Below are 22,182 nucleotides of genomic sequence, written 5' to 3'. Positions count from 1 at the left end.
GCCTTTCCCAGAAATGGGTGAGCGCACTGTTTTTAAGTCATCGCCACAAGACTAGGCTCTCTGACTTCTAGCGCACGGTCGGCTGGAATCGCACGCTGGCACTTATCTCCGCGCCCGGTGCCAGCACGTTGAGGCCGTGATCGACCATCGGCAGATTGGCGGCGTCGGTGATATTGCTGACGGGCTCGGCGCAGAAATAGGGCGCGATGCCGGCCGCCGCTTCCTCCGCCGCAACCGCCGCATCGGGCACAGAGCGTCAGAAAGCGCAGCGGCCTTTCCGCCGTCATGATGAGGCGCGAATCAAATTCCGGCCAATCAATCACCGCCTGCCCACCGAAGCCGGTGAAGCAATTGTCGATCACCACATTGTTCATGGCCAGGCCGCGCCGTAGATCAAACGCCTCCGGTACCGCGACATGGCGCGTCGGCAAGACCTCGGTATCCGTTTCCCAGAACCCCTCAACAATCGCCTGCAGGCGACAGAGTGGTGTCCGGAGAAAATAGGGATGCAGGCCGAATCCGATCGGCATGGGCCGCGCGCCGGTATTGCGGGCACGCAGCGTCACGGTAAGGCCGTCCTTGTCCAAGGCAACATCCTGCTCAGCCGCATAGGCGAACGGCCAGGTCGCATCCTGCTCCGGATCATGGGTGAAACCGATCGTAGCGTGAAGGTCCGTCACCTTCTGCAGCGACCAGGGCCGCTGCCAGCCATGGCCATGCTCGACATGCTGGCCACTGGTGTTGCGCGGCAATGAGATCGAGCGGCCCTCGAAGGTGAGCCGTCCATGCCGGATACGATTGGAGAACGGTATCAAGGGAAAGCAGGCAGCACTCTCGCTATTGGCGGCGCCGGCGGACATCGTGCGCAGCAGCGGCACCTGACGGCCATCCGGATGCTGCCAGAGAAAGCTGCCCAGGCAGCCGCCAATCGCTGGATGCAGGGTGACCGTGAGGGCGCCCGCGTGCAGTGTGATATGTTCTTCAGGCAACACGGCGCAGCGCCCAGGCATCGATCCCATCCAGGCCGCCGAGATGGCGCGAGAGCTGGTTGGCATGGCGCACCAATGCCTCCGCCAGCTGATCCTGATGCAGCTCGGTTGATTGTTGCTTCAGGCGCGTGATGCTGATGGCGCCGATTGCGTTACCGGTCCGATCGAACACGCAGGTGCCGATGCACACGACGCCTTCGGTATCTTCCTCATCGTCGATGGCATAGCCGCGGGCGATGGTGCGATCGAGATCTCCATTGACCGCGGCGATCGTGGTGAGTGTATGCGGTGTCCGCTGCGGCAGGCCGATCTTCTGGAGGATGGCATCGCTCTGCGCGCGTGGCATGGCGGCCAGCATGGATTTGCCCACCGCGGAACTGTGCGGCAGCTCGCGCCGGCCAAGTGCTGCATCGAACCGAATGGCGCCCGGTGCATCGGCACGGCCGATCACCACAGCATAGCCTTCGTCGAGAACGGCAACCCGGCTCGTCAGGCCGACCTCCCGCGTGAGGGCGCGCAGCACCGGCATGGCGATGTCAGCGAGCGCGATGTTGGAGATGGCCTGGTCACCGAGGCGTGCCAGTGACATGCCGAGCCGGTAGCGTTTGGTCGGACCTTCGCCGATGGCGGAGATGAAGCTGCGCGAGAGGAACGTCTGCAGGATGGCATAAGTCGCTGCCTTCGAAAGCCCGAGCCCGAAAGCGAGGTCGGTCAAGCGGCCGCCATCTCGGCCGGACTTCGCCAGCAGTTCCAGGAGATCAAGCGCGCGGCCGAGACTTTGCACCCGGTAGCGTTCATCCGACATCACAGCACTTTCTGTTCATTGACTTGAGGCGTCGCTCGGCCCTACAGTAACGGCAATGCAAAACACTGTTTCGTAATACCAAACAAGAAAATGGATCGCAAGCCCTGATCAAGGCTGGTTTTGGTCAGGGAGGGGATCTGCAAGACACTGGAGACGGGGATGGCCACTTGGCCGCGGAAATTACGTTCTGCCGAATGGTTCGGCGGGCAGGGCAAGAATGCCTTCATGCATCGCAGCTGGATGAAGAATGAAGGACTCCCCGCCGATGTGTTCGATGGCCGGCCGGTCATCGGCATCTGCAATACCTTTTCCGAACTCACGCCCTGCAACGCGCATCTCCGTACGCTCGCCGAGCATGTGAAGCGCGGCGTCTAAGAAGCCGGCGGCCTGCCGCTCGAATTCCCGGTGATGTCGCTGGGCGAATCCAATATGCGCCCGACCGCCATGATGTTCCGCAACCTCGCTTCCATGGATGTCGAGGAATCGATCCGCGGCAATCCGATGGACGGCGTCATCCTACTGGTCGGCTGCGACAAGACCACGCCGGCCTTGCTGATGGGTGCTGCCAGCTGCGATCTGCCGACCATCGCTGTTTCCGGCGGGCCGATGCTGAACGGTAATTTCCGCGGCGCTCCCGTCGGCTCCGGCACCCACGTCTGGAAAGTGTTCGAGGATGTGAAGGCCGGCCGCATCTCGATCGAGGATTTCCTTGCGGCGGAGCAGGGCCAAAGCCGCTCGGCCGGTTCCTGCATGACCATGGGGACGGCCTCGACCATGGCCAGCATGGTGGAAGCACTCGGCATCGGTCTCCCCGACAATGCCGCCATTCCGGCTGTCGACGCGCGGCGCCATGTGCTGGCGCACCTTGCCGGTCGCCGGATCGTCGATCTGGTGAAGGAGGATGTGCCGATGTCGCAGATCCTCACCCGCCAGGCGTTCGAAAATGCCATTCGGGTCAACGGTGCCATCGGCGGTTCGACCAATGCCGTCATCCATCTCATCGCCGTGGCCGGCCGCCTCGGCGTCGATCTGGGGCTCGATGATTGGGATAGGTTCGGCCGCGGCGTGCCCACCATCGTCGACCTGATGCCTTCCGGTCGGTTCCTCATGGAGGAATTCTATTATGCCGGCGGCCTGAAGGCCGTCATGCGCGCCTTGGGCGATGCCGGCATGCTGCATCTCGCAGCACGCAGCGTGGCCGGCGGTACGATCGGCGAGGTGATCAAGGACGCGCCAAATTACAACAAGGAAGTCATTCGCGATCTCGGCAATCCGCTGACGCCGGAAGGCGGCATCGCGGTCCTCCGTGGCAACCTCGCACCCAATGGCGCGGTCATTAAGCCATCGGCGGCGACGCCGGCCCTGATGCAGCATAAGGGGCGCGCCGTGGTGTTCGAGACGATCGAGGATTACCACGCCCGTGTCGATGATCCGGCGCTCGATATCGATGAAAACTGCGTCATGGTGCTGAAGAATTGTGGGCCCCGCGGCTATCCCGGTATGGCTGAGGTCGGCAACATGCCGCTCCCGGCGAAGCTGCTTAAAAAGGGCATCGCCGACATGGTGCGTATTTCGGATGCGCGCATGAGCGGCACCGCCTATGGCACGGTCATTCTCCACACGGCACCCGAAGCGGCGCTGGGCGGTCCGCTCGCCCTGGTACGCGATGGGGACATGATCGAGCTGGATGTCGCCGGACGCCGCCTCCATCTCGACGTATCGGATGCCGAACTTGCCCGGCGCAGGACCGGATGGACGGCACCCGTGCCCACGGGCACTGCCACCGCTGGCGGCTACGCCAAGCTCTTTGTCGATCACGTGCTGCAGGCCGACCGCGGCTGCGACTTCGACTTTCTCGTCGGCCAGCGCGGTGCTGCCGTGCCCCGTCAATCTCACTGAGGTTTCTCTATGAACGGCTTGATCGATCAACCCGCCATCTTTCCCAGCCTCAAGGGCCGCGTGGTCTTCGTCACCGGCGGCGGCAGCGGCATCGGCGAAAGCATCGTGACGCATCTTTGCCAGCAGGGCGCCAAAGTCACTTTCGTCGACCTGGCCGAAGCTTCGTCCAAGGCTCTGTGTGAGCGCATTGCCAAGGACGGCCACGCACGACCCGACTTCATCCAATGCGATCTGCGGAATATCGACGGCTTGCGGGCCGCCATCGCCGCCACGGCCGCGAAGCATGGCCCGATCCGCGCTCTCGTCAACAATGCCGGCAATGACGACCGCCATCGCAGCGAAGATGTAACGCCCGACTATTGGGACGACCGCATGGCGGTCAATGTCCGCCACCAGTTCTTTGCCGCACAGGCCGTGCGGCCGATGATGCGCGATGCCGGCGGCGGGTCGATCGTCAATTTCGGTTCCATTACCTGGCTGGTGGGCGATGGCGACTGCCCGGGCTATGTCACCTCAAAAGCCGCCATCACCGGGATGACCCGAGCGTTGGCGCGTGAATTCGGGCCTGAGCGCATCCGCGTCAATTGCGTCCTGCCCGGCTGGGTGATGACCGAGCGGCAGATGAAGTTGTGGCTCGACGAGGCCGGCGAGCGGCAAATCGACGAGCGCCAATGCCTCAAGGACAGACTTTTCCCGGCTGACATTGCGCGCATGGTGCTGTTCCTCGCTGCCGATGACAGCCGCATGTGCTCATCCCAGAATTTCATTGTCGATGGCGGCTGGGTCTGATGGCCCGGCTAGAAACGAGGTAAATCATCATGCGTCTTATTCAGTATTTCCAGGATGGCCACCGTCACGTGGGCGTCGTGCAACCCGATGGCAATCACGCGCGCGAGATCGGCAAGATTTCCAGTGTGTTCGAGATTGCCAACCTCGCCATCGCCCGCAAGGTCGGCATCGAAGCCCTGGTGAACGAGTTCGTCACCGACCGTGTGGTCAACTATGACGATCTCCTGGCCAAGCATCAGGTCATGGCGCCGATCGAACATCCGGAGCCGGCGCGCTTTTTCATAACCGGCACCGGCCTAACCCATATCGGATCTGCGTCGGCGCGCAACAAGATGCATGTCGCCACCCATGGTGACGGCGCGCCGGAATCCGATTCCATGAAGATATTTCGCATGGGGCTCGATGGCGGTAAGCCGGGCAAGGGCAAGATCGGCATTCAGCCGGAATGGTTCTACAAGGGTGTAGGTACCTGCGTACTGGCACCGGGCGAGCCCATCCCGCTGCCGGCCTATGCACTGGCCGGGGCCGAGGAGGCGGAGATCGTCGGTCTCTATCTGGTTGGCCCGGACGGCCAGCCCTATCGCATCGGCTATGCCTTGGGCAACGAGTTCTCGGACCACATCACAGAGGCGCAGAACTATCTCTATACTCAGCATTCAAAGCTGCGTGCCTGCTCGATCGGGCCGGAGATCCTGATTGGTGAACTGCCGCAGGACGTGCGCGGCAAGTCCCGCATCCGCCGCGGCGACCAGATTCTGTGGGAGGAGGATTTTCTCTCGGGAGAAAAGAACATGTCGCACTCCATTGCCAATCTCGAACATTACCATTTCCGGTATCCGATGTTCCGTCGGCCGGGCGACCTGCATGCCTACTTCTTCGGGGCGGCGGTCATGAGCTATGCTTCGGGCATCAAGACCCAGCCGGGGGACGTATTTGAGATCGAGGCGGAGGTCTTCGGCAAAACACTCCGCAATCAGATGGTTGCTGTGCCGGACGAGGGCCTGGTGACGGTAAAGGTGCTGTAACGACATCACGATTGAATGATGCGGTCGAACTATAAACAAGGAGGTTGAACATGTTTGGGAAACTGGTGAAGCGAGGGTTGCCGGTCATGGCCGGGATCTGCGTGTTGATGGGTGCCGGGCTGATTGCCACGCAGGCGGCCGATGCCAAGGAATTGCGTGTTCTCGCCTGGCAAGGCTATGCCGACGAAGACTGGGTCAAGGAATTCGAGGAAAAATCCGGCGCCGACGTCAATGTAGTGTTTATCGGCACCGATGACGAGATCTGGGCCAAGATCAAGGGTTCCGAAGGCAAGGATTTCGATCTCTTCGCTGTCAACACGGCGCAGCTCCAGCGCTATATTGATGCCGGCCTGACCACGCCGATCGATCTCGACAATGTGCCAAACCAGAAGTCGCAACTGCCGATCTTCAATGACCTCGCCAAGGTCAAGGGCGTCATGCGCGATGGCAAGGTGCATGCCATTCCGTTCTGCTTCGACTCCATCGGCCTCATCTATGATACCGACAAGGTGAAGCCGGCGCCGACCTCGATGGACGTGCTGTGGGATCCTAAATACAAGGGCAAGGTGCTTGCATATGACAATGGCGAGCACAACTTCTCCTTCACGGCTCTGACGCTCGGCTTTGCCGATCCTTTCCATCTCAGCGCCGAGCAGATGGACCAGATCAAGAAGAAACTGGTCGATTTGAAGAGCAATGTGCTGAGCTTCTACAGCACCGCCGACGAAGCGCTCCAGATCTACCAGAGCAATGACGTGGCGCTCATCTGGGCCAATTACGGCCAGCAGCAGGTGAAGGCCATGCAGGATGCAGGCGCACATATCGCCTATATCAACCCGAAGGAAGGTGCGCTGGCCTGGCTCGATACCTGGGCGCTGACCAGTGGCGTTGAGGACAAGGAACTGGCCGAGGCATGGATCGACTTCCTCCTGCAGAAGCAGATCGGTGAGCAGTTGACGAAGCGTACCGGCTTCGGCAATACCGTGGCGCCGTCGGCCAATGCCGGCGCCGACGACAAGCTGATCTACCTTGAATCGGTCGAGGATCCGACCAAGCGGGCCGATCTCTGGAACGAGATCAAGGCCGCGCAGTAAGCGGGACCAAACCGTTTGGCCGGCGAAGCGCATGGGCGTTTCGCCGGCCGCATTCTTGCCAGCGACCACACCAAATTGGATGACGATGAGTACCGAGCGCTTACTGCTGGAACTGAAGGCGGTTTCAAAGAACTTCGGCCCGACGACGGTTCTGGAGCGGATCGACCTCGCCGTCCGCGACGGTGAGTTCATCACCATCCTGGGTCCCTCTGGTTCCGGGAAGACCACGATCCTGCGCATGATCGGCGGTTTTGAAAGCCCCAGCAGCGGCCAGATCCTGCTGGACGGCGGCGATATCAGCGGCTTGCCCATCAACAAGCGTCCCTTCAACACGGTCTTCCAGGATTATGCGCTGTTTCCGCATATGACGGTCGCTGCCAATATCGGCTATGGGCTCAAGGTCCGCGGCGTCAGGAACACGGAAATCGACGGGCGGGTTGGGGAGGTGCTGGAACTGGTGCAGCTGCGGGACCTCGCACACCGCTTTCCGGCACAGCTTTCCGGCGGCCAGCGGCAGCGCGTGGCGTTGGCGCGCGCCATCATCTGCCGCCCGCGCCTCATCCTGCTCGACGAACCGCTGGCAGCGCTTGATGTCGAATTGCGGCGCCAGATGCAACTATTCCTCAAGGATATCCAGCGCGAGATCAAGACGACCTTCCTCTTCGTCACCCATGACCAGGAAGAAGCGATCGCCATGGCTGACCGCATCTGCGTAATGAATGGTGGCCGCATCCAGCAACTGGGCAGCGCCCATGAAGTCTATTACCGGCCGGCCAGTGAATTTGTCGCGCGCTTCTTCGGCGACAACAATTTGATCGATGGCCGGCTGGGCGAAGCGATCGGCGACCGGCGTTGGATCGAAACCTCGCTGGGTCGTCTTGCCTGCGCCATCGATGGTCAGCCGGAACTGGCCGCCGCGCCCGCCGGCGCCCGCGCGCTTGCTGTCTTCCGACCCGAGGCGTTGGCACTCGGTCCCGTCGGGACTGGGTATGACAACAGCGCCCTGGGGGTCGTTTCCAGCCTCAACTTTGCCGGCGCGCATACGCTGGCAAACTTTCGCGCTGGCGAGACCGAGCCCCTGAGCCTGCGCCTGCGCCTGCCCAGCAAGGTCGAGGGTGTGGCACTGAGTGTCGGCGAAACCGCCAATCTGCATTGGCGGGCGGCCGATTGCCGCCTGGTGCTGGTCTAGGATGTCCATCGCGGCGACATCGGCTGAACGACCGACGCGTCATGTGCCGGCGCTGATAGGCGTCTTCGTCTATCCTGTCGCCTTCATCCTCTTCCCCCTGGCGGCTTTTCTCGCCTACAGCTTCTTCTGGACCGAACATGGGGTGATGTCCTACGGCATTACCTTGCGCAACTATCAGCGTTTCTTCACCGACCCGATCTTCGTCCCGGTGCTGTGGCAGACCTGCATCCTCTGCCTGGAGGTGTCGTTCCTCACCGTGCTCACAGGGTACCCGGTGGCCTATTTCCTGGCCGGCCTGCGCGGGCGCAAGCGTTATATCCTGCTCATGCTCATGCTGGTGCCGCTGCTCATGAGCTACGTCATCAAGAGTTATGCGATCCGCAGCATTCTCGGCGGCAATGGCGTAGTCAACCGCAGCCTGCTCTGGCTGGGGCTGATCGACCAGCCGCTGACTTTCTTCGTCTTCAACCTCAATGCCGTCCTGCTGACTCTGACGGTCCTCCTTATTCCCTTCGCCGTGCTGCCGATCTTCCTGTCGCTCGAACGCATTCCCCGCTCGCTGATCGATGCCTCGGCCGATCTTGGCGCGAGTTCGACGCAGACCTTTCTGCGCGTCATCTTGCCCTTGAGCTTGCCCGGCGCGGTCACGGCGCTGACTTTTGTCTTTGTGCTGGCGATCGGTGACTTCCTGACGCCACAGATGGTGGGGGGACAGAGCGGCTTCACCTTCGGCCGCATCATCTACAGTCAATTCGGTTCGGCTTTCAACTGGCCCTTCGGCGCGGCCCTCTCTGTCATCCTGGCCGTTGTCGTCATTGGCGCCATCGCTATCGGCACTATCTTCGGCCGCGACCGGAGTGTCGTGAAATGACGCGGGATTCACGTGTGCAAGGCTGGCTTGCCGCCATCACGGGTCTGGTCTTTATCCTGCTCTACGGACCGATCCTGGTGCCCATTGTTTCGTCCTTCTTTGCCCTAAAACAGGGGGCCGTCGATTGGCAGCAGCCGACCTTCAACGCCTATGTGACCCTGGTCTCAAACGAGGGCATCCTGGTCGCGCTGCGCAACACGATGGTCGTGGGTATTTCCGCCGTCATCTGTTCGCTTATTCTGGGCGTTGCCAGTGCGCTCTATTTCAACAGCGGCAAGTCAAAGGATCGCACGCTGCTGCAGTTCATCATCTTCCTGCCATTCCTGATGCCGCCCATCATCACCGGGCTGGCGCTCCTCATCTATTTCCGTGAGATCAATTTCGATCGTTCGCTGGTGACCGTGATCATCGGCCACACCGTCTTCGTGCTGGCGCTCGTCTATCGTACGCTGCTGGTACGCTTGCAGTCGTTGAGCCGCAGCCTGATAGAGGCGTCCTACGATCTGGGTGCCAGCGGCTTCCAGACGTTCCGCTATGTGCTGCTGCCGAATTTGACCAGCGCCATGATTGGCGCCGGCATCCTGGCCTTTGCGCTCTCCTTCGACGAAACGATGATCACGCTGCTGGTGACGGGTACGGACAACACCTTGCCGATCCGGCTATGGGCCATGATGCGCCTCGGCTTCACGCCGGATATCAACGCATTGGTAGCGTTGATACCTGGTCTCACCACGCTCATGTGCCTGCTCGCCGCCCGCTATCTGATGCCGCGCGAGAACCACTAGCTGGGCCTGGCGACCATCCGTGCGCCATAGCAGCGCCAATTAGAAATATTTCTGGGGGAGGTCCACGCCGTGTCCGATCCATGCAGCAATCTTCTTATCTGGTGACCGTGGTCCCGTCGGCCTCAAGAAAAAAAGGTCTTCACCGATGGGCCTCGGTATCCTCGCCCTGCAATGCTGCCCTCGCTAGAAAAGGCCGCGACGATCCCGCGCCGCGGCCTTGATGCAGATCCAAAAGTGTCGACGTCAATTGGTCTTGATCTTGGTCCATTGCCGGTCGTAATTGCGCAGATCCTCACCGAGGTCCTCGAAGATCTGCAGCTTGGCGCGCACATCCGCCGGCGGGTTAATGTTCACATTGTCTCGCAGTTCCGGGGGCAGCAGTTCCTTGGCCTTCACATTCACCGTGCCGTTCTTCTGCTGTGTGGCATTCAGGGCGGCAATCTCGGGCCGCATGAAGAACTCCAGGAATTTCTTGGCATTCTCCTTGTTGGGTCCGCTCTTGAGGACGCAGATATCCTCCTGGTACATGGTGGCGCCTTCTTCCGGAATGACATAGGCGAGATTGTCCGGATCCTCGAGCACATACATCATGGCACCGACAAAATAGTGCGCGGCGGCCATGTCGGCCGATTGGATGAGCGGCACCACCTCATAACTGAAGGCGCCGATATTCGGCTTCTCCTTCAGGATCGTCTGGGTCGCCAGTTCGAGATCCTGTGGGTCGCGGCTGTTGACCGACTTCCCGTTCATGATGAGACCCACGCCCAGCACCTCTCGCATGTCGTCGAGCATGATCACCGTGCCTGGATTGGCCGCGGCGAAGGCGAAGTAGTCCTTCCAGGATTTGATCTCCGGCACCCGATTCTTGTTGTAGATGATGCCGACAGTGCCCCAGGCATAGGGCAGGCAATAGGCGCCGGTCGGATCGGTCTTCGACTTCAAATGCTCCTTGTCGATATTTTCCCAGCCCGGCATCTGGTTGACGTCGGTCTTCTCCAGGAGATCGAGCTTCGCCATGATGTCGTGCATGTGCACCGATGGGAACACCAGATCATAGCCGGTGGCGCCGGCCTGGATCTTGGCCAGCATCTCCTCGTTGCTGCCATAGGTGTCGAGCGACACCTTGACGTCGAACTCCTTGGAGAACCGGTCGAGCACCTCGGGGTTGATGTAGTCACCCCAATTATAGACGGCCAGACTGCCTTCTGCCGCCGCTGTGGCCGCATGGCCCAGGGCGAAAAGGGCTGCCAGGCCCATCGCCTTTACACCACATCTCATCATCGTCAGTCCTCTCCTGCTTAGTTTGCTTTTGTGAGCCGGTTGTATTGCCTCATCACCTCGACCAGGCGCGCGTGATCGATGGCCGCCACCTGTACCCCGGCGGGCTTCAGGGCGACCATCGGTTCCGCCGCCACCAGGGCGTTGACGATTGCCTCTTCGATCGCCTGGACGGCCGCGAGATAGATTGCGTCGAGTTGCTCGTCATTGACGGCTTCCATTTGCCAGATGGCAGCAGCTGATTGCGGCAGGGCCATCGCATTACCGGTGCTGAAGGAGAGGAAAATGTCGCCCGAATTGTTGCCGCCCGGCGTCCCGCCCCGCCCGATGCCGAGGGCCGCGCGCTTGGCGAGGCGCTTCAGCTGATGCGGCAGCAAGGGAAGATCGGTACCGATCACGACGATGATCGAGCCCTGTTCCTGTTCATAGAGCTTGTGCTCAGTAAGATGCTGGCCGACCGGCACGCCGAGGATGGTCAGCCAGTCGCGGATGCCGTGATTGGCCTGCACCAGCACGCCCACATGGCCGGCGCGCCAGCCCCGCCTGTGCCGATCTCGACCCGCCGCGACGCCGTGCCCGTGCCGCCCTTGAATTCGTAGCAGATCATGCCGGTGCCGCCGCCGACATTGCCCTCGGCGAGGGGACCGCCGCGGGCGCCGTCGAGGGCGGACAACGCGTGCTCGGCCTTGATGTGCTGGCCATTTATGTCGTTGAGGACGCCGTCATAGGTTTCAGCCACCACCGGCATTGCCCAGAGGTGATCGTTTTCGAACTGCGCCGCATAGCGCCGGATCATCCACTGTGTCGCCGCATGATGCACAATGCCCACGCTATGGGTGTTGGTGAGGCAGATCGGTCCGCAGAAATAGCCCGCATCCTGGATCCAATGCGTGCCGGTCATTTCGCCATTGCCGTTAAGGGCATAGAATCCCGCCCAGACCGGCCGCAGCTCGGTATCCATCGCGCGCGGCAGAATGGCGGTGACGCCACTCCGCACCCGGCCCAGCGGCTCGATCAGCGTTGTGAGGCCCACCGCCACACCCGGCACATCGGTGATGGCGTTGAGCGGCCCGGTGTTACCGGGAAAGGGCAGGCCCAGATCGCGGGCGCGAGGCTTTGGCATGGTGGCTCCGATGGCATTCATGAGCGGCGTGACTTGAGATACAGGCCGGCGGCGGCGATGCAGAACGAGACCAGCAGCAGCATGACGGCGATAGCGTTGATCTGCGGTTTGATGCCCCGCCGGAGCATTCCGAAGATGAAGAGCGGCAGGGTCGTGGATTCGACCCCGGCGATGAAATAGGTGATGACCAGGTCGTCGAGCGAGATGATGAAGGCCAGCAGCGCGCCGCCGAGGACGCCCGGCATGATCAGCGGCAGGGTCACGCGGCGGAAGGTGACCCAGGGATCGGCGCCGAGATCGGCCGAGGCCTCCTCGATCACCTGGTCCATGCCGGCAAGGCGCGCGCTCACGATGATGAAGACATAGCTCGACAGAAACACGCAGTGCCCGATCACGATCGTGGTGAGGCCGAGCTGGAATCCCGCGCCGACGAAGAAAATGAGGAGGGCGATGCCGAGCACGATATCCGGCATGATCATCGGCATGAAGATCAGCATCTGGTAGAGGCGCTTGCCGCGGAAATCGTGGCGCTGCAGGGCCAGTGCCGTGATGGTGCCGATGACGGTCGAGATGAGAGATGTGATGAGCGCGACGATAACGCTGTTCTTAATGGCGGCCAGGAGCTGGTCGGTGGTGTCGACATAGTTCGATGACGCCGCCAGCTGCGTCTCGAAGCCGAACAGCGAGCGGTACCAGTCGAGGGTGAAGCCGCTCCAGCTCATCATGTTGACGACATTGGCGTTGAACGAGAACACGACAATGAGAGCGATTGGTGCATAGAGGAACAGCAGGAACAGGATCCCGTAGCCGCCGAGGATGCGGCTGGCGAGGCGTTGGGTGACGCGGTACAAAGGGGTCATGGCTGGCCTCATCCTGCCGCGATGGCGCGCTCGTCGCCGCGCCCAATCTTGAAGACATAGAAGAACAGCAGCAGGAGAACCGCCGCCATCACCAGCATCGCCAGCGCCGCCCCGAAGGGCCAGTTGCGGGCCTGCAGGAACTGCTGGCTGATGATGTTGCCGAGCATCGATACCTTGGCGCCGCCGAGCAGCGATGCCACCACGAAATTGCCCAGCGCCGGGATGAAGACGATGATGGCGCCGCCGGCGATGCCGGGCAGGGTGAGCGGCAGCACGATGCGGCGGAAGGTCTGCAAGGGTGTTGCACCGAGATCGGCCGAGGCCTGCAGCAGCCCATGGTCGAGGCGCTCGACGCTTGCATAGACCGGCAGGAACATGAAGGGCAGCAGCATAAACGAGGCCGATGGTCACGGCGCCCTCACTGAAGATCATCATCATCGGCTTGTCGATGATGCCGAGCTGGAGCAGCACGGCATTGACGACGCCTGAGGGCGCAGGATCAGCATCCAGGCATAGATCCGCACCAGCACGTTGGCAAAGAAGGGGAGTGTGATGAGAAACATCACCAGCGTCTTGCGCTGTCTGGCAGCCGGCTCACCCAGAAGGCCGCCGGATAGGCGATGATGAGGGTGAGCACGACGGTGAGCAGCGCCATCCGCAATGACCGCAGCAGGATTTCGAGATAGACCGGGTCGAAGATCTCGCCCTGGCCGAGTGGTGCCCCCAGCACGCGGCCATAGCTGTAGGGATAGAAGGTCCATTCGACGCCGCCATAGAGGCCTGGGCTGAGGAAGCTGTAGATCGCCATGATGCCGAGGGGAAAGAGGAAGAAGATCGCCAGCAGCAGACTGATCGGCGTCAGCATCGCCACCAACGTGTGGTTGCGGCGCCGCTGAAGGCGGAGCGCGCCCCGGGTACCGCCCGCGCTCAAGGTCTGGGCCTCGCTCATCCTCAGGCTCCTGCCGGCATGACATGGGCGGCGGTGGCCGGGTAGCCGAAGCGCACACGGTGCCCGGCGGCAAGATCCGTGACATCGGCCAGTTTCGAGCGGCGATGAAGGGCGCGGATCGGCTCCCCTTCAATGGTTCGACCCAGGACATGAAGGTCGGAGCCGACAAAGACCAATTGCTCGATCACCAGGTCAATGAGGCCGCCGCCGGTAAAGGCGCCTTCGTTCGCACCGGCCGGGGTCAGATGTTCGGGCCGCAGCACGAGGTCGACCTTGCTGCCGACGGGCAGATCAGTCTGTGCGATGAGGGTGACGCCGTGATCGGTTAAGATGCGCGCGACAGATCCCTCGCGGGCCGCGATCTGCCCCGCGTAGAGGTTGCTGAGGCCGATGAATCCGGCGACGAAGCGGTTGGCCGGCTGGTCATAGACTTCCGTGGGTGTGCCCAATTGCTGGATGGTGCCGCGGTTCATCACGGCGATCCTGTCCGACATGGTGAGCGCTTCTTCCTGGTCGTGGGTGACGAACACGAAGGTGATGCCGAGATTGTGCTGCAGGTTCTTGAGCTCGATCTGCATTGACTGGCGGAGCTGCCGATCGAGCGCCGAGAGCGGCTCGTCGAGTAGCAGCACCTTGGGCTGGTTGATGGTGGCGCGGGCCAGCGCTACGCGCTGCTGCTGGCCACCGGACAATTGCCGCGGCATCCGCCGCTCCATGCCGGCAAGGCCGACCAGGTCGAGTGCTGCCTTGACGCGGGCATGGCGCTCCGTCTTGCCGGTCCCGGCCACATCCAGCGCATAGCCGACAGTGTCGCCGACCGAAAGATGCGGAAAGAGTGCGTAGTTCTGGAACACCGTATTGATCGGCCGCTTGTGCGGCGGCAATCCGCCGATCGGCTCGCCGTCCAGCAGCAACGCCCCACGGTCGAATTCCTCGAAGCCGCCGATGGCGCGCAGCAAGGTGGTCTTGCCGCAGCCGGACGGACCGAGCAGGGTCAGGAATTCATTGTTGCGGATCGCCAGCGACACGCCGTCCAGCGCCCGCACATCGCCGCCTTCCGGCGTGCGAAAGCTCTTATGCGCCTGCTCGATGCGAATGATATGACGCTCTCCGGCACCGGCCGGCGCGGCGTATCCCATGTTCCGTCTCCCTGTCCTGTCCTACCGGCAAGCTTTTTGATCGGGCTCGCTCGGTGCCGCTATGTTTACTGGTCGCTGAAATCCTCGAATTCGTCCTGCAGAGCCGTGAGATGCTCAATGCGCGCGGCCACCCTCGGTCCCAATTGTTCGATGACGCCTTCCAGCAGCAGCTCCAGCAGCGCCACCGTGCTGACGGCGCTGTCCCAGAACACCTCGCCTTCGCCAGGATCGGTAAAGGCGAAATCCGCCGTTTCGACCCAGGGGCAATAGATATCGGTGATGGCGATGACCTTGATGCCGGCGGCCTTCGCGCGGGCGGCGAGCAGGCCGGATTTCCGTGCATAGCGCCGTGAATCGATGATCACCAGGCAGGTCTTGCCACGTTCGCTGTCGAAGAGGTCGACGAAGGTGCCGTCCTGCCCGTCAAGGAAGCGCACACGGGCGCGGGCATAATCGAGCTGGGCCGCGAAATAGAGGCCGATGCCACGCAGATTCTGGAAGGCCGCCACATGGACCTGCGGCGTCTCGGCCAGCAGCTTCACCGCCTTGCGCCATTCGGGCGATACAGGGTGCGCGAAGACGCGCGCAAGGTTGTCGCCATGCGCCTTCAACTGCTTGGCCTGGATCGAGCTGCCATTGGGCTTGGCCGCGTTCTTCATCTGCCAGGCCGAGCTTGGCGCGTGCCCGCGCAGCTCCTGGGTAAGGTCCGACAGCTTCTGGTAACCGAGACTGCGCAAAAAGCGGCCGACCGTGACCGCGCTGACGCCGACGCGCTTGGCAATCGACGCCGCGGTTTCGAACGGCAGATCGGCGAGATGCGCCTCCAGATAGCGCGCCAGCAAGGCTTCCGACGGCGTCCGGGCGTCCCGGTTCGCCCTCAGCTTCTCAATGACGGTGCCTTGGTTCATGGATCTCGCGAGTAGATGTTACTGGAGTAACAAAATATCATATATGTTATTCAGATAACATTACCGGAGTCAATTCCGGATTGCGGGGCGGATTTCGGGCTCCCGGACCGGTCGGTTCCGGCTCTGCTTGATGATTATCAGTCGGTTCCTTGACCAATGCCGTGTCCAGCGATCGCTCGACCATTGCGGCATAACCATCGTCGTCTTGGGGTGATTGGTGACCTTTCCCAATGCCGCGCGCTGGATTGATTCACATCAAGCGATCGCCGGCAGCGAAGGTCGATGGTTGCTGGACGAATTTCTCCCAAAGCACTGTTGAGGAGCGGGCTGTGGCCAGCGGTTTGCATCAGAATCAGCTTCATATGGAACCAGAGACGGCAGCATCGCCGCGGTTCGCCTTGTTCGGCTACGGGTTTCGCCCCTTCTTCCTGTTCGCGGCCTTCTATGCGGCCATTGCCGTGCCGGTCTGGGTCGGTATCTGGCGCGGTGATCTCGGCTGGATGCCCGCCATGCCGGCCAATCTGTGGCATGGCCATGAAATGATCTTCGGCTTCGCGGTCGCGGCGCTCGCCGGCTTCATGCTGACGGCCGTGCCCAACTGGACCGGTGCCGCAGCCATCAAGGGACCGCCGTTGATGTTGCTGGTCGGCGTCTGGGTGGCTGGGCGCATCGCCGCCTTCCTGCCATGGCCGTCCTTGTTTGCGGTAGTCGATCTCGCTTTCCTGCCGCTCCTCGCGGTCATCCTCGGGCCGGGCATTCTCATCCGGAATGGCCGGCGTAACAGCATCCTGGTCGGCATCCTGCTCCTGTTGGCCGCCGTCAACGGCGTCATTCATTTCGACGGCTATTTCGACGGTTGGGGTATGGCAGATCTCTCCGGCGGTTGGGGCCTCAATGTCGCCATCGCCATCTTCGCCCTGCTGATCGGCATCATCGGGGGCCGCATCGTTCCGGCCTTCACCCAGGGCGGCATGAAGATGGCGGGCGTGCCCTTCGTCATCACGGCGCACCGCGTCGTCGATCCGGCGGCCGTCCTGTCGCTCGTCCTCAATCTACTGGTCAATCTGCTCCAGGCGCCGGAACCGGTGCTGGGCGGTGCGGCTCTTCTGGCAGCCGCCTGCAATCTGCTGCGCTTCCTGCGCTGGCAGGGCTGGAAAACCTGGCCGGTGCCGCTGGTGTGGATCCTGCATATCGGCTACGCGTGGTTGATTATCGGCCTTGTTCTGACCTCCGTCACGGACCTCACCGGAACCTTGTCACCCACAATGGGACGTCACGCGCTCACCGCCGGTGCCTTCAGCACCATGATCCTCGCTGTGATGAGCCGCGCGGCATTGGGCCACACCGGCCGCCAGCTAGTCGCCAGCCGCAAGACGGTGGGGGCCTATATGTTTCTGACCGCCGCCGTGTTCTTCCGTGTCATCGCACCACTCTGCGGCGACATGGAAACAACTGTCGTGGAGGCCGCAGCTTTGCTGTGGTCGGCCGCGTTCCTCATCTTCGGCATTCTCTATCTGCCGATTCTGGTTCTGGCGCGCCCGGATGGTCGACCTGGTTGAACCGGCGCAGCACCTGATCCGCGGTCAGAACCCGGCGCGGCCCACGCGAATGCGGGCGGAGAAATCCGATCCTGGTCGGCGGCGCGCGCGCGTCATTAATATGGGCCTGCGCCTTCAGGGCTTCGAACGGCAGATCGCCGGCCAGGCGGCCATACTGATAGGCGAACTCATCGCTCTTGCCGTTGAACAGCAGGCGCCAATCCCAGGCGGGCAGGGGACCCTTGCTGGCGGCTGCTGTGTGGATGCGGATGTTGGTGGTGCAGTTGCTGGTGATCGCATTGTAGAAGGCAGGCGCCTGATGCAGCCCGTTCAGCGTCTGCAAGTAATTGAGAAAGACGCCGCGCGCCTCATCGGCTGACGCGGTGGAGCGATAGAGATAGACCTCTTCGCCCTTGCGGTAGTTTGTGCGCAGGCGGATGACATCCCGCTCATCGGCGACGATATAGATCAGCTCGTATTGCCGGAAGAAGCCATTCAGCGTGGAATATTCCTCCTCCAGCTCCTTGCGCGTCTCGACCGAGATCGCGATGCGCTGCCCGTCCGAAAACTGGAAGCTCAGGATCGGATGGGCGATCCAGGGCGAACCCCAGAAGGTGAGGAACAGGTCGACCGCCTCCAAATTGTTGAGATCGACCGTGCGTAACTCCAGTTCGGCGTGTAATCCGTCTCGGTCCGATAGTCGAAATTGCGCAGGTTGTGGATCGTGACGATATTGTCGGTGACGTCAGCCCAGGCCGTGCGCGCCACATCCGTCTGCCAGGAACGGTCTTCGGATGGCGCGATGTTCAGCCACCAGGCCAGAACCACGGCGACGCATCCGGTGAGGTACAGGGCCTGGTACCGCCAGCGTGGCATGATCGCGATGCCGACCAGCATCACCACGGTGCAGACGCTGGCCGCGACCAGCTGCCAGCGGCGCGGCAGATCGATATAGAGGGCCGCGACGGCCCAGAAGGCGAGCGCGATCACCAGGACCGAGACGAAGATGACGACAATCCATTGCAGCGGTGTCCGCGCTGTCGAGTGACGATGCCCTCGTTTCATATCCGGTCCACACCAATGCGATGAATGATCAGGTCAGAACGTGGCAGCAATGCTACCGTGCGCCCGGGTATAGCGTCGAGTTTCATCTTCGGGTGGCCGGGTTTCATGCCTGGAACCGGTCGATGACCGTGATGCCGGCGCCGCGATAACCGTCCATGGCAGCCAAGGCTGCGCCCGCTTCCGCGAGCGGGATGCGATGTGTCACCAGGCGCGATGGATCCGAGCCTGCCGGCGGCGATCATGCCGGAACAGGGCCGGGAAGCGGCTGGCGGCAATGCCGCGCGTCCCCATGATGTTGATCTGCCGCGAATAGACAGTCTCGAGCAGCGGGATCGTCGGGGCCGCATGCTCCTCGAGCGGCATGCCGATCTGCACATGCCGTCCCAGCTTGCGCAAGGAGCGGATCGAATTGTGGAAAGTCGCCGTGATGCCCAGCGCATCGATCGAGACGTGGGCACCACCCCCGGTCAGCGCGCGCACCTCCTCAGCGACATCCGGCGAGGTGCCGGCATTAAGCGTCCGAGTGGCGCCGAGCGCGCGCGCCAAGGCCAGCGCGTCCTCGTTCACGTCGATGGCCAGGACCTGCGCGCCGATGGCCGCGGCGATCATGATGGCGGAGATGCCTACACCGCCGCAGCCATGAACTGCGAGCCATTCGCCCGGCCGCAGATCGGCGCGGTCGACGAGGCCGCGGAAGGCGGTCGTCATGCCGCAGCCCATCGCCGCGGCGGCGGCAACATCGATGCTGGCCGGCAAAGGCACCAGATTGAAATCCGCATGCGTGACAGCGGTGAACTGCGCAAAGGCGCCCCAGCCGGAGAAGCCCACGACATATTGATGGGCGCAGACGGTGGCTTCTACTCCGCGGCAATCCGGGCAATCGCCGCAGGCGATGATGAAGGGTGCCGTGACCCGGTCGCCCTTCTTGAAGCGGCGGCAATTGGGCCCCACCTCGACCACGACGCCGGCGAATTCATGCCCCGGCACATGGGGGGCGGCGACATCCGGATCGGCGCCCTTCCAGGCATGCCAATCGGAGCGACACACGCCGCAAGCCTTCACCTCGATCACGGCGCCGTCGGTGGGGCAGGCGGGGTCGGCCACATCGCGCAAGATGAGCGGCCCGCGGAATTGATCGAGCAGGGCAGCCCGCATCTTGGCCTCTTTTAAAATCCGAAATCAGGAAACGCAGCCCAGACTGGACCGGCGGCGGAGATTCGGCAAGGTCGCGGGCTAGCTCTTGTCGCTGCTGAGGATACGGAGTTCGACGCTGGATTCCCGCACCGCGGCGACGGCGGCGGGATCGGGCGATCCGGCGGTCATGATCATGTCGACATCCTCGAAGCCGCAGACCCGTACCAGGGAGGTCTGCTTGAACTTGCTGGCATCGGTCACAACGATGCCGAGGCGTGCCGCGCGCAAGATCGCCTGCTTCAGCGCCGCGTAGGGCAGGCTCAGCCCCATGATGCCGAAGGAGGGATCGACCCCGTTGCAGCCGATGAAGGCGAAAGAGGCACGGATGCGCTCCAGGATCAGCGTGCTCACCGGTCCCACCAGCGAATGCTGCTGCGGCCGCAGGGTGCCGCCGGTCACCACCACCTCGACCCGCGGAATGGCGCGCTCCAGGGCCAGCGCTATGTTGAGCCCCGGCGTGAAGATGGTGAGGTTGGTGAGATCGTGCCGGTCGACGATGGCATTGGCGATCGCCATCGCCGTGGTGCCGACATCCAGGATGAGGCTGTCGCCGGGCGACAGCATGGCCGCCGCAGCCTGGCCGATCAGCCGCTTCTCCGGCAGATAACTTGCAGCCCTGGCCTCGTAATCGACCTCCGGCACTGCTTCCACGATGCGCATGGCGCCGCCCCGCACCCGGCGGATGCCACCGGTCCGCGCCAATATGTCGACATCACTACGGATGGTGACTTCGGAGACGCCGAACTGCCGGGCAAGGTCATAGATCCGGGCGAATTCATGGGCCTGGATGAAGGACAGCATCTGCTGCCGACGCGCGTCCGAATTCGACGATTCGGGACCGCTGCCGGCGGCACTAATCTCGACTTCGGCTGTTTCGGCGGTCATGCGTTGGGTCCGTTCTGTCCGCGCTCATAGAAAGCGAAACTCTGTATCGACGTCAAGTTGAGGGGAAATACCGCAGAAATGTGTCGCTTTTCGAACAAGCTTGACAATCGACTTTCGATACGGAAGTTTCTATATCACAAATCGAGCGGCAAACCAAAAGCCGCCGAGGCCCGAGGAAGCGTGATGACAGGGACCGCCTCATGACGGAGACGCCGGACGTCTCCCGCCCATCTGGTGTGCGTGAGCACGACGCTGTGCCCGAACTTGCCATGCGCAACATCGGCAAGAGCTTTGCTAATATCCGTGCCTTGTCCGATGTCTCCTTCTCCGTCCGCGGTGGCGAGATCCACGCGCTTATGGGCGAGAACGGCGCCGGCAAATCGACGCTGATGAAAATCCTCTCCGGCGCCTACCAGGCCGATCCCGGCGGCGAAATCCGCCTGCGCGGCGAGCTTGTGGCGATCGACGGACCCTTGGCCGGCCGCCGGCACGGCATCGCGATCATCTATCAGGAGCTCTCTCTCGCCCCCAACCTCACCGTGGCCGAGAACATCTTCCTGGGCGAGGAGAAGAAGCGTTTCGGCTTCATCGACCGCAAGGCAATGGAAGCGGCGGCGAAACCCCTGCTGGCGCGTCTCGACGCGCCCTTTGCCGCCACCGATCGTGTCGCCCAACTCTCCATCGCCGAACGCCAGTTGGTCGAAATCGCCCGCGCCCTTGCCGGCCATCCGCGCATCCTGGTGATGGACGAGCCAACCACCAGCCTGTCTTCGCGGGAGGCGACGCGCCTCTTTGCCATCATCCGCCAGTTGAAGAGCGAAGGCATCGCAATCGTCTATATCAGCCACCGCATGGCCGAGGTCTATGAACTGGCCGACCGCGTCAGCGTTCTGCGCGACGGAACGCTCATCGGCACCCTCGACAAGGAGGAGATCACGGCCCCCACTTTGGTGCGCATGATGGTCGGGCGCGAGCTTTCCTCCTTCTACACCAAGGAACACCGCCATCCGCCAGCCGACCGCAAGGCGGTGCTGGAGGTCGAGCATATCGGCGATGGCCGGTTCATCAAGGATTGCAGCTTCGCCGTGCGGGCAGGGGAGGTGGTTGGCCTCGCCGGCCTGGTCGGGTCCGGCCGCACTGAGCTCGCCCGCCTCATCTACGGCGCCGACGCCAAGGCCGGCGGTCGCGTCCTGGTCGACGGCAAGCAATGCCACATCGAGACCCCCTTGCAGGCGATCAAGTCCGGCATCGTCTATCTGACCGAGGACCGCAAGGCCCTGGGCCTCTTCCTCGACATGACGATCCGCGAGAACATCGCCGTGAGTGTCCTGGATGAGGATGCACTCCCGGGCGGTGTCCTCAACCTCAAGGCCGCCCGCACCCGCGCCGCCGCCGCCATCAAATCGCTCGGCATCCGCACCTTGAACGGCAGCGTCATCGTGCGTTCCCTTTCCGGCGGCAACCAGCAGAAGGTGCTGCTCTCGCGCTGCTTGGAAACCAAGCCCCGCGTGCTGCTGCTCGACGAGCCGACCCGCGGCATCGATGTCGGTGCCAAGTCGCAGATCTACCAGATCATCGACGCGCTGGCGCGCAACGGCGCCGTCGTTCTGGTGATCTCCAGCGAGCTGCCGGAGATCGTCGGCATTTCCGACCGCGTCCTGGTGATGCGCGACGGGCATATCGTGGGCGAGGTCGAGGGCACGCCGGAAGCCCCCATCACCCAGGAAAAGATCATGGATATCGCCACCAGCACGGCGGCCATTCGCGCCGCCTGAGGGCAGGATTTTTGTAAAAGGG

The 22,182-nt window shown here is 62.5% G+C and carries 17 protein-coding genes and 4 pseudogenes; 9 read left to right on the top strand and 12 right to left on the bottom strand.

What is annotated here, in order from left to right; translation table 11 throughout:
• Positions 1 to 32 precede the first annotated feature (32 nt).
• The gene (locus tag IPK59_03815) at positions 33 to 1,055 is read right to left on the bottom strand and encodes an aldose 1-epimerase (protein MBK8157936.1); all 1,023 of its coding nucleotides are present in this window, start codon (positions 1,053 to 1,055) and stop codon (positions 33 to 35) included.
• The gene (locus IPK59_03810; GenBank protein MBK8157935.1) at positions 982 to 1,794 is read right to left on the bottom strand and encodes an IclR family transcriptional regulator; all 813 of its coding nucleotides are present in this window, start codon (positions 1,792 to 1,794) and stop codon (positions 982 to 984) included. Before IPK59_03810 ends, IPK59_03815 begins: the two co-directional genes overlap by 74 nt.
• A gap of 159 nt (positions 1,795 to 1,953) precedes the next feature.
• Here IPK59_03810 and IPK59_03805 point away from each other — a divergent pair.
• From IPK59_03805 to IPK59_03775, 7 genes and pseudogenes are all read left to right on the top strand, one after another.
• Positions 1,954 to 3,693, top strand: a pseudogene (locus tag IPK59_03805) (dihydroxy-acid dehydratase).
• A 9-nt stretch (positions 3,694 to 3,702) separates the two neighbouring features.
• Positions 3,703 to 4,482: an SDR family oxidoreductase gene (locus IPK59_03800; protein ID MBK8157934.1), complete on the top strand. Its 780-nt coding sequence runs from the start codon at positions 3,703 to 3,705 to the stop codon at positions 4,480 to 4,482.
• 29 nt (positions 4,483 to 4,511) lie between these two features.
• Complete coding sequence (locus IPK59_03795) at positions 4,512 to 5,507, top strand: FAH family protein (GenBank protein MBK8157933.1); 996 nt, start codon at positions 4,512 to 4,514, stop codon at positions 5,505 to 5,507.
• Positions 5,508 to 5,593: 86 nt separating this feature from the next.
• On the top strand, positions 5,594 to 6,601 hold the full coding sequence (locus tag IPK59_03790) for an ABC transporter substrate-binding protein (protein MBK8157932.1): 1,008 nt from the start codon (positions 5,594 to 5,596) through the stop codon (positions 6,599 to 6,601).
• Positions 6,602 to 6,680: 79 nt separating this feature from the next.
• Positions 6,681 to 7,790, top strand: a complete 1,110-nt coding sequence (locus IPK59_03785; GenBank protein ID MBK8157931.1) for an ABC transporter ATP-binding protein — start codon at positions 6,681 to 6,683, stop codon at positions 7,788 to 7,790.
• Between the two features lies 1 nt (position 7,791).
• Positions 7,792 to 8,661, top strand: a complete 870-nt coding sequence (locus IPK59_03780) for an ABC transporter permease (protein ID MBK8157930.1) — start codon at positions 7,792 to 7,794, stop codon at positions 8,659 to 8,661.
• Positions 8,658 to 9,446 carry an ABC transporter permease gene (locus tag IPK59_03775; GenBank protein ID MBK8157929.1) on the top strand — a complete coding sequence of 263 codons (789 nt, stop codon included), beginning with the start codon at positions 8,658 to 8,660 and terminating at the stop codon, positions 9,444 to 9,446. The genes IPK59_03780 and IPK59_03775 overlap by 4 nt, the downstream gene beginning before the upstream one ends.
• A gap of 243 nt (positions 9,447 to 9,689) precedes the next feature.
• On the opposite strand, the gene IPK59_03770 is transcribed toward IPK59_03775, so the two are convergent.
• The 6 genes and pseudogenes from IPK59_03770 to IPK59_03745 all read right to left on the bottom strand — a co-directional run bounded on the left by IPK59_03770 (position 9,690) and on the right by IPK59_03745 (position 15,703).
• The gene (locus IPK59_03770; GenBank protein MBK8157928.1) at positions 9,690 to 10,724 is read right to left on the bottom strand and encodes a spermidine/putrescine ABC transporter substrate-binding protein; all 1,035 of its coding nucleotides are present in this window, start codon (positions 10,722 to 10,724) and stop codon (positions 9,690 to 9,692) included.
• A 20-nt stretch (positions 10,725 to 10,744) separates the two neighbouring features.
• Positions 10,745 to 11,847, bottom strand: a pseudogene (locus IPK59_03765) (P1 family peptidase).
• A gap of 17 nt (positions 11,848 to 11,864) precedes the next feature.
• A complete protein-coding gene (locus IPK59_03760) occupies positions 11,865 to 12,707 on the bottom strand; it encodes an ABC transporter permease (protein MBK8157927.1) in 843 nt (280 codons plus the stop codon).
• A gap of 8 nt (positions 12,708 to 12,715) precedes the next feature.
• Positions 12,716 to 13,656, bottom strand: a pseudogene (locus tag IPK59_03755) (ABC transporter permease).
• Between the two features lie 2 nt (positions 13,657 to 13,658).
• Entirely contained in the window at positions 13,659 to 14,795 is a 1,137-nt protein-coding gene (locus IPK59_03750; protein MBK8157926.1) for an ABC transporter ATP-binding protein, read from the bottom strand.
• A gap of 65 nt (positions 14,796 to 14,860) precedes the next feature.
• Entirely contained in the window at positions 14,861 to 15,703 is an 843-nt protein-coding gene (locus IPK59_03745; GenBank protein MBK8157925.1) for a MurR/RpiR family transcriptional regulator, read from the bottom strand.
• Between the two features lie 329 nt (positions 15,704 to 16,032).
• On the opposite strand from IPK59_03745, the gene IPK59_03740 reads away from it, so the two are divergent.
• Positions 16,033 to 17,262, top strand: a complete 1,230-nt coding sequence (locus IPK59_03740) for an NnrS family protein (GenBank protein ID MBK8157924.1) — start codon at positions 16,033 to 16,035, stop codon at positions 17,260 to 17,262.
• Here the strand turns inward: IPK59_03740 and IPK59_03735 are convergent.
• From IPK59_03735 to IPK59_03720, 4 genes and pseudogenes are all read right to left on the bottom strand, one after another.
• Entirely contained in the window at positions 17,198 to 17,881 is a 684-nt protein-coding gene (locus IPK59_03735; protein ID MBK8157923.1) for a DUF4105 domain-containing protein, read from the bottom strand. The two genes, IPK59_03740 and IPK59_03735, sit on opposite strands and share 65 nt — an antisense overlap.
• Positions 17,818 to 18,306: a hypothetical protein gene (locus tag IPK59_03730; GenBank protein ID MBK8157922.1), complete on the bottom strand. Its 489-nt coding sequence runs from the start codon at positions 18,304 to 18,306 to the stop codon at positions 17,818 to 17,820. Before IPK59_03730 ends, IPK59_03735 begins: the two co-directional genes overlap by 64 nt.
• A 103-nt stretch (positions 18,307 to 18,409) precedes the next feature.
• Positions 18,410 to 19,461 (bottom strand): annotated as a pseudogene (locus tag IPK59_03725) (alcohol dehydrogenase catalytic domain-containing protein).
• 78 nt (positions 19,462 to 19,539) lie between these two features.
• Positions 19,540 to 20,385: a DeoR/GlpR transcriptional regulator gene (locus tag IPK59_03720; GenBank protein ID MBK8157921.1), complete on the bottom strand. Its 846-nt coding sequence runs from the start codon at positions 20,383 to 20,385 to the stop codon at positions 19,540 to 19,542.
• 200 nt (positions 20,386 to 20,585) lie between these two features.
• Between IPK59_03720 and IPK59_03715 the strand changes: the two genes are divergently transcribed.
• Positions 20,586 to 22,160 (top strand): sugar ABC transporter ATP-binding protein, encoded by a 1,575-nt coding sequence (locus IPK59_03715; protein ID MBK8157920.1) that lies wholly within the window; start codon positions 20,586 to 20,588, stop codon positions 22,158 to 22,160.
• Positions 22,161 to 22,182: the final 22 nt, after the last annotated feature.

The sequence above is a fragment of the Rhodospirillaceae bacterium genome, from assembly GCA_016712715.1.
In the GTDB taxonomy this organism is placed as follows: domain Bacteria; phylum Pseudomonadota; class Alphaproteobacteria; order Dongiales; family Dongiaceae; genus Dongia.
This window is presented reverse-complemented; position numbering and strand designations above follow the sequence as displayed.